General features: G+C 54.3%; 8 protein-coding genes. 2 read left to right on the top strand and 6 right to left on the bottom strand.

Annotated elements, in window-relative coordinates:
- Positions 1–1274: 1274 nt before the first annotated feature.
- The 3 genes from drt3b to NFH97_RS11350 form a co-directional block, all read right to left on the bottom strand.
- Positions 1275–3257, bottom strand: a complete 1983-nt coding sequence (gene drt3b / locus NFH97_RS11360; RefSeq protein WP_349624820.1) for an antiviral reverse transcriptase Drt3b — start codon at positions 3255–3257, stop codon at positions 1275–1277.
- Positions 3247–4488, bottom strand: a complete 1242-nt coding sequence (drt3a, locus tag NFH97_RS11355) for an antiviral reverse transcriptase Drt3a (RefSeq protein ID WP_349624819.1) — start codon at positions 4486–4488, stop codon at positions 3247–3249. Before drt3a ends, drt3b begins: the two co-directional genes overlap by 11 nt.
- 521 nt (positions 4489–5009) lie before the next feature.
- Positions 5010–6707 carry a diguanylate cyclase domain-containing protein gene (locus tag NFH97_RS11350; RefSeq protein ID WP_349624818.1) on the bottom strand — a complete coding sequence of 566 codons (1698 nt, stop codon included), beginning with the start codon at positions 6705–6707 and terminating at the stop codon, positions 5010–5012.
- 256 nt (positions 6708–6963) lie between these two features.
- Here NFH97_RS11350 and NFH97_RS11345 point away from each other — a divergent pair, with 256 nt between their 5' ends.
- Complete coding sequence (locus NFH97_RS11345) at positions 6964–7758, top strand: FadR/GntR family transcriptional regulator (protein WP_258183966.1); 795 nt, start codon at positions 6964–6966, stop codon at positions 7756–7758.
- Positions 7759–7938: 180 nt separating this feature from the next.
- Here the strand turns inward: NFH97_RS11345 and NFH97_RS11340 are convergent, their stop codons facing one another.
- The 3 genes from NFH97_RS11340 to NFH97_RS11330 are packed head-to-tail and all read right to left on the bottom strand — an operon-like array spanning position 7939 to position 11339.
- Positions 7939–9189 carry an allantoate amidohydrolase gene (locus tag NFH97_RS11340; protein WP_222517086.1) on the bottom strand — a complete coding sequence of 417 codons (1251 nt, stop codon included), beginning with the start codon at positions 9187–9189 and terminating at the stop codon, positions 7939–7941.
- A 51-nt stretch (positions 9190–9240) separates the two neighbouring features.
- A complete protein-coding gene (locus tag NFH97_RS11335) occupies positions 9241–9942 on the bottom strand; it encodes a DUF1028 domain-containing protein (RefSeq protein WP_222517087.1) in 702 nt (233 codons plus the stop codon).
- 8 nt (positions 9943–9950) lie between these two features.
- Positions 9951–11339, bottom strand: a complete 1389-nt coding sequence (locus NFH97_RS11330; RefSeq protein WP_045993637.1) for a YfcC family protein — start codon at positions 11337–11339, stop codon at positions 9951–9953.
- 266 nt (positions 11340–11605) lie between these two features.
- Here NFH97_RS11330 and NFH97_RS11325 point away from each other — a divergent pair, with 266 nt between their 5' ends.
- Complete coding sequence (locus NFH97_RS11325; protein WP_108449236.1) at positions 11606–12520, top strand: mechanosensitive ion channel family protein; 915 nt, start codon at positions 11606–11608, stop codon at positions 12518–12520.
- The last annotated feature ends 54 nt before the right edge of the window (positions 12521–12574 follow it).

Genomic DNA, 12574 nt, shown 5'->3' with positions numbered 1-12574 from the left:
GAAACGAACCCACCGTCCAACGCTGTGTTGCGAAGGGCAAAGTCGCCGTGGTCATGGAAATCTTTGAGGGCAAGACCACCGTCGCTGATGTGGCTCGCTAGCATGGCCTCATCTTTTCCGAGGTCAAGGGCCGGATTGAGGAGCCCCGCCTGCAGATCTACGCGCCAAAAAAGTGGCACCGTCTGTTCGACGAAGGCGAGAGCTTGTCACGTCATTGCACACGGAGCTGACCCAACAGGGACGTGAAGTATCAGTCGTCAAGCTACGAACGTGACTGGCACTCTCACTCAGGTCTATTTACTACCGGCGCAATCCACGATGTCGGGAGAACAATGCGTATATGGCTGCTCGTGTGAGGCAGACTCTTGAGCGATGTCCGATTCATGGCTATCGCGCCCAAGGTGCGTGTTTGGTTAAGACCGCTGACCAATCCGAACACCCTGAAGCTTAAGGCTGGCAGGTACGCTAGCGGCCCCAGGGCTTTCGGCCACGTGCCCAGAGCCTTGCTTACATTGCTTCGAGGCCTGACGAGCGATGAGCGACCGATCTTACCCGTGTGTAGTGTGGAAAGGACCGGAGAGCCAGCATAGCCGTGGTTATCAACTGCTGTATACGACAGAGTCTCGGCGGGCGATTATCCGACAATGGAAGCCATAATACGGGTGAAGCGGCGCTGGAAGAGGCCCTGGTACATGGATTCGGCGCACAGGGCCGGATTCATCAACCTTAATCCTGGGCTCTGACAACAGCCCTATCGAGCGCGTCTTCCAGTCCTTTAAGGAAAAATGCATCTGGCAACCTCAACTCAAGTCGCTGGGCCAAGCCCGATCGATGATGAGCCGCTCTACTCGGTACTACATCAAAGTACGACGACAACAGTCCTGGGCTGTTGGTACCGCGAGCACACCCAGCGTTAGCCGCCTAGAGCCTACACAAAGCACTAAAAGGGATGTTAATCTAAGACCATGAAGGGGAGGGTATATGGCCCTGGACGTTCACCATTCGTGTGTGTGCTGCAAACCTCACAGCAAACAGGATTAGCGGTAGCATTTAGCGAACTGCCACTCCTGTTGGGGCAGCGTTCAAGCCACTGCCCCTTGACCAGGACAAACCATCATCTAGCACTCGATGATGATCTTACCAGGCTGGCAAGGTGTCCATCCTGTTCCTCACAAATCAATCTGCGAGTGCAGGCCGGTGTTGCACCTGCATACGGCTACTAGCCCAGAACCATGGCCATTCTATCACAGACAAATGAATGTAGCTAGGAAGTTTCAGTATGCAGTCCTTAGTTCCTTTCTTTTCAATACTTTTGGTGCAAAGCTGCTTTCTGATAATGAGTCCCATTCGTAAAACCACGTGCCGCCAATCTTGTCATAATAATCGAATAAATTCTTTGCTGACCTGTCTATCATTTCTCTTTTCTTATAAATCTCTTGTTCACTCCAATACTTTTTGATGATGGCTCTGCAAGCGTTTTTTTTCATTCTTTCGCTTAAGTATGGGCATGCCATTAAATCTGAGATAATCATGAAACACTCGGCGGATGATGTTGACACTCTCTTTTTTAAGACATAGCTTGAAACATGTTCTATAATTTTTATTTTCAAATTTCTTCGCCCGCGAATATTTTTACAATAATCCAGTGCGGCCATTATCCCGAAATATGATGTATCTATTTCTCCAACCTTATTAGAGATAAGTTTTTTAAAGTCATTCGATCCTATTTCGTAACCCTGACCTAGCCATCTCAAAAGTTGCACAAGATCAAAAAGTTCTACAGCGTGCACTTCCGAGTCGCTCTTCATTGTTATAATATCTTTGAGTTTTTCAGAAATCGTTGATTTTATGTTTTTTGAATATGGGTTTTCAGGAGACAAGAAATTATTCCCTATAGCGATCACAAGCCTAGAAAAAATATAGCATGATCGTGGTTTTACCCCAAGAGAAAATACATAAAGCGCGAATAATAATAGAACAGTCAAAAAATTGTTAAAATTCTTTCCTGATTTATTATATTCAATATTTTTCCATGCTGCTATCTCATCAATTTTGTTTAGTATTATTGTCAGGGTATAGTTGCAGACACTTGATGCATGAATGTCTTTTTCGTGGATTATAACTCTGTAATCTTTGATCATGCTCGAAAGTTTTGACTCTATATTGATCGGCCTTTGAAAGGCACTTTTCACATTACCATCTTTTTTTTCTCTTATGGCTGACATTATATCGAACTGCTTCTCGATTAAATTTGCTGCACTGGCTTTTGCAGCCGTTTCTCCTGAGACAAACGGCCTCCGAGTGACTTCAGTTTTACTTTCGTTTAAGTGAAGCTTGTAGTCGGCAAGTATTTTTTCCAACTCCTCTGTTACTATTTCCAGAATTTCTTCTGAGTTGGAAAACACAAAATAGTCATCGATATAACGTCTTATGGCATATTCTTGGTCTGAATGGAGATTTAGGGTATCGAGGGTTTTTTGCAGTTTTACATCCAGCTCTTGCAGTATGATTTCACTGAAAATTCTTGAAACTTCAGGCCCAACCACAATGCCATTTGTTTCCCCATTGTTGCAGTCTCTAATTATTCTGTCGAATTCGTTAGGTAACGAATACGAGTTTCTTAATTTCTTGGAAAACTCTTTTCCTTTTACAGCCCATGATATGGAGTGCGTGTACACATTATAGAAGCATTTTTTAATATCAAGTTTTTTTAAATAACCGAACCGAGTTTCTAAGTCGCAGTATTCGATAGAGTCGTAGAATTTGTATACGAAGTTATATCTATCATATGAAAAAAATGAGGATGAACTCTCAGTAATAACATCATCTCCATATGAGTCCACAGCCCTTTCATCTTCTTTTTTGTAACTCTTTCCTTTTTCAAAGAAGTATGAACCTGTGGCCGCTGGATATCTAAGAGAATACTTACTCTTAGAACATAAGAAAATTATTTGCTCTTCAAATTTTTCATATAATTTTATGAAGTTTATTTGATTTACCGGGTGTGGTATGGAAAGAACTCTCTTTTTGTTTTCACCATTCCTGATTTCGTAGTTAAAGGGAACGGACACCCCCTTTATGTTATCGAACGGGAGAGGGAGCCTAGTGTAATCAAACTCTCTATTCTTGACTTTTTGATAAAACCCTAAATTGGAGAAATGGACCGGAACCTCATAAGGTAGAGTTTCGGTAAGAAGGACACGGTGATAATCCTTTTTTTCTACCTTTTTTTTCTTCCAAGATTTGTTACGCAACATTTTTCCAAGCCTTTTTTATTTCGGAAATTCTTTTCTCTGAAAGGTTGTTGACTCTTTTATTCTGAAACCCTTCTTTGAAGCTGTATTGTGATAGTGCAATCAATTCTTTCTTATTTAATTGTAACCTTAAACTATGGCTTAACATCGAGTTTCTTTTAAACAAAAGTGTAGTTAGAAAACTATCCAGTTCTTGTAATGACTGGGAAGAACCTGTTTTTCCTTCCATAGCCCTATAGTTAAAGTGAATTCCAGAAAAGAGCTTGTTGCGCCCATATGAGCCTTTTATACGGTGGTTACCAGTCAAGAACTTCACTCTATCAAAAAAAAGTTTTTTATCACCATTCTTTATAAATTGTTTTGCGGACAATATTAGTCGAGTTTTAATTTTCTTCTTTTTCTCTTCGGCGATACCAACGTCTACCGATACTGTATTTCCAGATGTCGATATTGAGAACTTATAACCTAGATATTCAAAAAAATCTCTAGATGAATACATGGCAAGTTTATTTTTCTCATCGAATTTAACATTTACTATAGCGGTTTTTTTAGCATTTAATTTTAGCTCTTCAGGTAGAACTCGCTTTATTTCTTTAATCAACTTTTCCGGCTTTCCAGTACAGAAAACTATGATGTCATCGACAAAACGCGCATAATAGTAAACTCCATCAATAATGGAAATTTTTTTATCAGTGCTCTCCATAAACATTTCTGACATGGTAGAACTGAGTGAAAGCCCTCTATGAAGACTCGAGTATTCGGAATTGTTTTTTCCCTCATAAAGGGAGAGGAGCACGTTTTTTGTTTCATAGTTTATTCTATAGTCATCCAGAATCATTGTTGCGATTTTTTCTACTGGAATCGACTCATAGAATTTTGAAATATCTAGCCTTAAAATTGCTTTTGGTTCACGACTACCTAGCAACTCTATTACCTGTCTAACGATTTTTTCGCGGTTCGCAGGCTTTACTTTGTAGGTAAATTTGATGTTTTGATTGGCTTTTCTTACTGCAAAGATTGCGTGTGACGCTGAACTATCAATATGCTTAATATTGCCATGAGCGGTCTTTGAAGTCATTACCTCACTTATCTTGAAATCCTTTGCCTGCAATTTCTCAATGTTTTGCGCATGGAATCTTACATATTCGTTTTTGCTTCTCCCCATTTTGTGCTTTCTGGGATCAAGCCTCGTTGTTATCTTTAAGAAACTTTCTGGAGTGAATGAGTGATCCATATATGTACCCTTCTGTGGTTCTTTACGACAGATGATTTTCTAATTGTAACTAAGGGTTCTTATCATAGAGTATAAGCTTATGATCATGTGTATTGTAAACTCAAATGGTAGTCGGATGCCAAAAGGGCGTTGCTGCCCTCATGAATCAAGAGGTCACGTTTAAGGCTCAAGTCAAGGTCTCATCGCGTATGGGCACATGGATGAGGAAGGTTGGTTTAGCGAATTCTATCAACTGTTCACATCAATATAAAATCATTTAAAAAACAGAACCTTAACACTTTTCGACAACTGATATGGTGGATGCGTGTAACGGAATGTGGGTGTCGTGCCATCTCATACACAATGCAGCACTTACTGCTTAGTTTCCCTTCTCATTTCCACTCGAACATACTTCAATACCGATAATGTACTTCTAAAAGAGCAACTTTACCTATATTCATAGGACGTTTGGCGAGCCAGTTATGTAAAAATTTCAAAAAAATCAGCATATTATCACCAGTTTTAGTTCTCATTATGATTCATCATGCTTGTGCTTGCTGCTGGCAGCCGGTGTCGATGACCCACTGGGTCAGCTGGTGGATCAGCCCCGAGCGTTCGGCCAGGGCAATGAATTCATCCGGAGGGATGCGTCCGAGCCTGGGGTGATCCCACCGCAGTAGTGCCTCCATGCCGAGGGCCCGTCCTGTCAGGGCCGACACCTGGGGTTGATAACGCAGCGAGAACTCACCGTTGCTGGCGGCGTGCTGGAGATCGCGCACCAGAGACAGATGGCGCAGATGGCGTTCGTCCTGGCCGTGCAGGTAACACTGATAGGACTGGCGTAGCTGACGTGCTCGATCCAGTGCGATCTCGGCCCGCCGCAGCAGCAGGTTGGCCTCGCCGCCATGCTCCGGATAGCGCGCCTCGCCCATGGCGCAATCGAGTGTCACCGGCGACCCATCCAGACGGATCGCCCGGGTCAGTCGACGATGCGTATCCTCAAGCCACAGCGGGTCGAGGTGAGACACTGACAGCAGCAGCAGGAATTCGTCGCCACTGAGACGGTAAGCCCCTGCCTTGGGTGCCGGCAGATCCGCCAGGCGTCCGGCCAGCGTACTCAGTACCTGATCACCGAAGTCATGGCCGAAGGTGTCGTTGATCCGGCGCATATGGTTGATGGTCAGCCGCAGCAGGGTAAAGGGACGCCCGGTGGCGATGGCAGCCTCGATATCCTCGTTGGCGCATTGGCGATTGCCTAGCCCGGTCAACTGGTCCTGGCGTGAGCGCTTGCGAATGTCGGCTTCCCGGCGCACCAGGTCGTTCTGCATCTTCAGCATGGTCGAGGACAGCAGACCAAATTCTCCCTTGCGGGGAAGTCGATCGAGATCCAGAGGTTCCCCACGCCCCACACTCTTGGCCGCCCCGACCAGCCGCAACAGCGGCAGACTCACGCCTCTAGCGATCAAGCTGGCGGCCACCAGCATCAGCGCCAGGCTGATCGCCAGGATGATGGCCAGCTGGCGCTTTATCGCCTGATAGTCGGCCAGCAGAGTCTCGTAGGAACGTTCCACCACGAGCTGGATACGCCCCTTTGCATCCTCGAACAGCGTCGAGGCTCGGCGCAGACCCTCGCTCCCCACAAGGCCAACGTCCTCACCTTCACCCACCTGCACCTCGAAATGGGTGTCGCTACGAATCAGCGCCGACAGCGCCGTTGCCATGTCCTCGTCCAGGCGAAACCCCATGACCAGCCAGCCCACGGACGTCGTCCCCCGCACCGGATGCAGGACAAGTTGAAAGGCCTCGCCATCATGAATGAACAGGGTGATGGTCCCATCGGTGCGTCTCGCCTGATCCCGGAGGTCAGGGAAAGCATCCGTGGCCCCGGCATCATGATGGCTCGACACCATCACACGGCCCTCATCATCGAGCAGGCTCACCATGTTGGCACCCATGCGCTCCGCGTACTCGCCAAGCACGTCCACTCGCACCGCGCTGTCGAGCGGGTCGATGGCCTCGCGGAAACGCGGATCTTCCACCAGCAGATCCACACTGTGCAGCAATTGCTGGCCCCAGCCATCGAGCAGGGCTTGCGCCACGCCGGAGGCCACGCCCAGTTCCTTCTCGCCCTGCTCCATGGCGGTCGTCTTGAGCGCACTGAGTACCGCCCATGACACGACCAGCTGGATCCCGATGGTCAGGACCAGCATCACCAGCAGTAGCCGAGCACGAAAGGACATCGAAAGGCCTCCACAGATTGTCGATGGCGCCACCACCACACAAACGCTGCACACAGAGTGGCAGATAAAGTCACCCGTAACCCCCTCACGGGCACTGCGGTCTAACCGGCTTAGGCCACTTCAGGCACAGGCTTCACCCTTTGGCTTCTAGAATAGCCATACTGTTACTAAATGTAACTAATATTCACAAAATCTTTGCCGTCCAGCCCTGCGCAGTCGCGGCAGCCCTGACCGACGAGGTGGCGGCCAGTCCGTCATGAGCTCTGATATGCTGTGGTTTCATCACCGACGAGAGACCAACATGACCGGATCGACACCTCGCAGACGACCCTATCAATTGGCAGAGACCATCAAGGGCTGGATCGTCGAACGCGAGCTGTCACCGGGTGATCGCCTGCCCGGTGAGGCGGAGTTGATGGAGATCCTCGGCGCCTCCAAGGGCACCGTTCGTGAAAGCACCCGGGTGCTGGAAGCCCAGGGGCTGGTCGAGACGCGTACCGGACCCGGCGGCGGCGTGTTTATCCGGGAAATGAGCGAATCCCGCGCCATCTCACTGCTTAGCCACTATCTGTACTTCAAGGACATCTCGATCCGCGACATCTACCAGATCCGCCTGGCGCTGGAGCCGGAGCTGGTAGCCTCGCTGGCGGGGCAGGTCGAGGCTTCAGAGATCGCCAGGCTGCGCCAGTCGCTTGCGAGCTACGCCGAGCCCGCCTGTGACCTGGACGCCGAGCGCCAGCAGCACATCGACTCGCTGGACTTTCATGAACAACTGGCGCAGCTTTCCGGCGGCAACCCCTTGCTGTCCTTCATCATCCGCTTCACCGCCCAGGTGCTGTCCGACCTTACCGTCTATCGGCGGCTGTACGAGCCCGGCGACCATCATATCGGTCCCGCCGGCTGCCAGTATCACGCCTGGCTGCTCGACGCCATCGAGGCCGGCGACGGAGAACGCGCCCGCACCCTGATGCGCGAGCATCTGCTGGAAGCCCAGGCGGTGATGCACGACAACGAGGCGCAGGTAAGACGCGGGTTTCTCAACGAAGGTTAACCACTAGGGCTCGTCCGAAAAGTGCCTGCGCTCGGTAATACGGCGTTAAAAATCGGATCAAAATGCTCATTTACACCCCGTAAACTGCGCTTTCTCACCGATTTTTGCCTTGTCTAACCTTCGCTCGTCGACTTTTCGGACAGCGCCTAGTAGTTGCGGAGGTGCGAGTCTCGGCGACGCTTATTGCTCCTTCACGGTCAGGTCCTTGAGAAATTGCATCAGTACACGAGTGGCCGCCTCACCGTCGGCCGCGGTGATGGCTTCGTCCGGATGGTGACTCAGGCCATCGGTACAACGCACGAACAACATGCCGATACCGGTCAGGTCGCACATCGCCAGACCGTCATGACCGGCGCCGCTGAACAGCAGATCAGCCGGCTCATCGCACCGTTGGCAGGCATCCCCCAAGGCCTCGATCAGCCAGTCCGCGCAGGCCACCGCCTCGGCCTCATAGGTCGTCTCCACCGTCAGTGACAACTCGCGCGCCTGTGCCAATTGTCGGCAGGCGGCCAGAATGTCCTCGCGACCACGACGCCGAACCTCGGCGTGGGGAGAGCGCAGCTCGAGGGTGAACACCACCTCGGCAGGAATCACGTTGACCGCGTTGGGGCGTACCTCCAGCTTACCCACCACCCCGACAAAATCCTCGGTGGCGTTAAGGATGCGGTCGACCTCGGCGATCATCTCGGCAGCCCCCACCAGCGCATCGCGACGGCCCGGCATCGGCGTGGTGCCGGCGTGGCCTGCCTTGCCGGCAACCGTCAGCCGGTGACGCTCGATCCCGGTCAAGGAGGTCACCACGCCGAGAGCGTGATCGCGCCGTTCCAGCACCGGCCCCTGTTCGATGTGGACCTCGACGAAGCCCAGCACCGAGTCAGGATCTCGGGCCAATGACGGAATTTGCTCAGGATCACCACCAAAGGCCCGAAGCGCCTCGCCCACGCTGATGCCATCGGCATCCCTGGCCTCCAGACTGGCAGGATCGAAGGTACCGGCCAGGGCACGACTGCCGATCAGCGTCGACTGAAAACGGGTCCCCTCCTCATCACCGAAGGCCACCACTTCGACGCCGTAGTCGAGCTCGATCCCATCCTTCTTCAATCGCTCCAGCGCCAGCAGCGGCAGCGCTACGCCGAGCATGCCGTCATACTTGCCACCTTCGACCACGGTGTCCTGGTGTGACCCCATGATCAGCGTGCGCGCGCCGGCGCGCGCCTTGTCGCATCGCCCAACCAGATTCCCGGAGGCATCCATTTCGGGCTCAAGTCCGGCCCGGCGCATCCAATCGGCGATAAGTTCGAGTACCTGGCGGTGTTGCTCCGAGCAGAACAGCCGGGTCACGCCGGCACCAGGCTCCGAGAAACACGCAGCCTCGTCGAGGCGCTCGAGCAGTTGTGCGCCGAGCGTCATGGTCTCGTGGTCAGCGGTCATGATATCTCCAGATCGGGTGCCTTGAGGCACCGGAATAACGAAGGAATGGCGTCAGCGACGCGGCAGGGACGCCAGAAAGTCGGCAAAGGCTGGCGCGCGCACACGCCTGGCCAGGGCGCGCAACTCGCCCGCGATATCGCCCTCACACCAATCGACACGCAGATCGAGGGGGGCCTGGGTAAACGACTCGATACGCAGGGCGGCGGAGCGCGTGCCTCTGACGTCGCCTCCCTCTACCAAGGCGACCTCCAGGGCGTCGATCAGTCCCTCGAGCAGGTACGCCTCATAGTCGTCGCGGTACTCGGGCGTTGCGCCCTGGCGCACGGCGTCGGCGTTGGTACAACAGGTGTCGACAAAGGCGTGGGCCAGGGCCTCGACCACCTTGGCGCTGGCCAGCAGGTTGCCCGCCGCGGCCACGCCGGGGTAGCAGCAGGAAGCGACGGTGGCGAGGTTGTCGGCACCGCTATGCAGCGCTGAGCGCCCCCGGGCATCCATCACCAGGCACTGGCGCAACGAGGCACCCTTGTCGGCGTCGACCTGCCGGGCAAGCGCACCGCGGGCATCCTCCCCCCGTTCCAGCGCCCGGCGGACACCGTCGGGATACCAGGGGTGGGTAACCCGCCCCTGGGTCGCGCAGGCGCCGACGCCACGCCACACATGGTGAACGTAGCCGCCCACCGCCACACCTCCGGTGGCGGTGAGGGCGGCTACCGTGCCGGTAGCCGGATGAACATGCAGCAGCGACAGTGTCATGGCGCGACCTAGTAGCCGACCATATGGCCGATCACCAGACCACCCCAGGACAGCAGGTAGACCAGCGCCATGAAGGGCAGGATAGCCTTCAGCCACTTCTCGTAGGACACCCGGCCCAGCGCCAGCATCGCCAGGGTGCCACCGGAGGTCGGCACGATCAGGTTGGTCAGGCCGTCACCCACTTGGAAGGCGGTGATCATCAGCTGGCGGCTCATGCCGACCAGGTCGGCCACCGGCACCAGGATCGGCATGGTCACCAGCGCCTGGCCAGAGCCGGATGGCACAAACAGATTGATCACCCCCTGGACGACGCTGGCCATGATCGCCGACAGCGCCCCCGGGATATCCTGAATCAGACCGCTCAGGGCGTAGACGATGGTGTCGATGATCTGGGCGTCCTTGAGGATCACCTGGATCGAGGCGGCCAGGCCGATGACCAGGGCGCCCGCCGTCACGCCGGATGCCCCCTCCATCATCTGCTTGACGATCTCGTTGGCCGACAGGCCGTTGACGATGCCGATCACGATGGCGATCAGCAGGAACATGCCGGCGATCTCATTGATGTACCAGCCCTGGGTAAAGACCCCCACCAGCATGGCGGCGAGGCCACCGACGAACACCACCAGCGTGAGCTTGTCGCGCTTGCTCATGTGGTACTCGTCCAGCGACTTGCTCATGGCCTTGGCGTCGTTGGGCTCCTCGAAGTCCATGCGGGTGACGAAGCGACAGATATACCAGGACAACAGGCCCAATGAGGTCAGCACCAGCAAGGCGCGCAGCCAGGCGCCGGAAAAGGTCGGTAGCTCGGCGATGCCCTGGGCCACGCCCACGGTATAGGGATTGATCGGCGACAGTGCAAAGCCCACGCCGATGCCACCCACCGCCATGGTGGTGCCCACCAGGCTGGAGCAGCCCACCGCGCTGGCGATCAGCACCGCGATGGGCACCAGCGCAATATTGTTCTCGAAGCCGACGGCCACACCGAAGAAGCCGTAGATGAAGGTGCCGGCGGTGATGATGACGTTACGCCGTTCGACGCCGACCCGATTGACCGCCACCCCGATGGCGTTCTCGAGGGCGCCGGTGCGTTGAAGGATATGGAACAGCCCGCCGGCGATGAACACGATGAACAGGTACAGCGAGGCCGCGTTCAAGCCCTTGGGAATCGCCACGAAGATGTCAAAAGGCGAGATCGCCGCCACGTCGCTCAGATAATGAAAGGAGTCCGGCACCACGCGGGTGCGTCCATCCTGCATGACCCGCTCGAACTCGCCGGCGGGAATGATGAAGGTCAGCGCATAGGTGGCGAGCAGGATCAGGAAGATCAGCACCATCGGGTCTGGCACCGTGCGATACCACTTCTTGCGCTCTTTCAGCGTCTGGTCGTGGGCACTCATGGAGTTGTCCTTGTTGTGGAAGAACCGTTCTGGATCGTTTGTCGAAGAAGGCCTGGCGATGGAGTGACGCCGCGAGCGTATCGCGGCCACCTCCAGATGAACAAAAGTATTTATCATGATAAATAGAGGGTCAAGTCGGAACCGACGAGGTATCCGGACTGCCAGCGTTGGCAGGTGACGCGCGATTTGCCTGGCGCCCCGCTATGCTCAGCAACAAGGGCGCAGGATAGTGCGCCCGCCGCCTGAACATGGCCCGGGAGGATGCGATGGAAGAACTGGAACAACTACCCTTCGTGTCGCTGCTGCTGGGAGAGGTTCAGGCCTACCTGTCAGACATTGGTTCTGCTGGCCCACGACTGGCCGCCGGCCTGCTGCTGATCCTGGTGACCTGGCTGGTGGCGAGATTCGGCCGCGCCCTGGTGGCGCGGGTGGCCGACAAGGCCAAGCTCCGACGCAATCTGCGCGATGTCCTGACCATGCTGACGGGGCTCTGTCTTTGGCTCGGGGGACTTCTGATCACCATCACCCTGATCTTCCCCACCGTCACTCCCGGCAAGGCCCTTACCACCCTGGGCCTCGGTTCCATCGCCATCGGCTTCGCCTTCAAGGACGTGTTCGAGAACTTCCTCGCCGGCCTCTTGATCCTGTGGCGAGAACCCTTCCAGATCGGCGACCACATCGCCCTGGAGGCCAACGACGTGGAAGGTCAGGTAGAGCAGATCACGGTGCGCGACAGCCGTATCCGCCGCACCGACGGCCAGATGATCGTGGTGCCCAACGCCCTGCTGTTCCAGCAGCCGGTCATCGTCCGCACCAACCGCGATATCCGGCGCACATCCATCATCGTTGGCGTCGCCTACGACGAGGACGTGGACCAGGCTCGCGAGATCATCCAGGGCGCGGTCGCCGAGGTGGACTCGGTGCGCAGCGACGTACGTGCGGTGCAGGTCTTCGCCAAGGCCTTCGGCGCCAGTTCCATCGACTTCGAGGTGGCCTGGTGGACCGGGTCCCGCCCCGTCGACATCCGCGCTTCCCGCGATCAGGTGGTGGCATCCATCAAGCGCGCGCTCGATGAGGCCAATATCGAGATTCCCTTCCCCTACCGCACTCTGGTGTTCAAGGACCAGGCAGAGGCCGAACGCTTCCATCCTTCGGAAGCAGGTCGCCCACCAGACTTATGAACCAGCACTATTTACGCGGTTCGTACTAGAAACTACGTGATCGCCTATCTAGAC

The organism is Halomonas sp. SCS19, from assembly GCF_040147015.1.
GTDB lineage: Bacteria > Pseudomonadota > Gammaproteobacteria > Pseudomonadales > Halomonadaceae > Halomonas > Halomonas litopenaei.
Note: the sequence above shows the minus strand (reverse complement) of the source record. Positions and strands in the feature narration are given on the sequence as shown.

Bases quoted from the DNA above. Each gene is read 5' to 3' on its own strand.
- drt3b (WP_349624820.1), bottom strand. From the start codon at position 3,257: ATGTTGCGTAACAAATCTTGGAAGAAAAAAAAGGTAGAAAAAAAGGAT.
- drt3a (WP_349624819.1), bottom strand. From the start codon at position 4,488: ATGGATCACTCATTCACTCCAGAAAGTTTCTTAAAGATAACAACGAGG.
- NFH97_RS11350 (WP_349624818.1), bottom strand. From the start codon at position 6,707: ATGTCCTTTCGTGCTCGGCTACTGCTGGTGATGCTGGTCCTGACCATC.
- NFH97_RS11345 (WP_258183966.1), top strand. From the start codon at position 6,964: ATGAGCTCTGATATGCTGTGGTTTCATCACCGACGAGAGACCAACATG.
- NFH97_RS11340 (WP_222517086.1), bottom strand. From the start codon at position 9,189: ATGACCGCTGACCACGAGACCATGACGCTCGGCGCACAACTGCTCGAG.
- NFH97_RS11335 (WP_222517087.1), bottom strand. From the start codon at position 9,942: ATGACACTGTCGCTGCTGCATGTTCATCCGGCTACCGGCACGGTAGCC.
- NFH97_RS11330 (WP_045993637.1), bottom strand. From the start codon at position 11,339: ATGAGTGCCCACGACCAGACGCTGAAAGAGCGCAAGAAGTGGTATCGC.
- NFH97_RS11325 (WP_108449236.1), top strand. From the start codon at position 11,606: ATGGAAGAACTGGAACAACTACCCTTCGTGTCGCTGCTGCTGGGAGAG.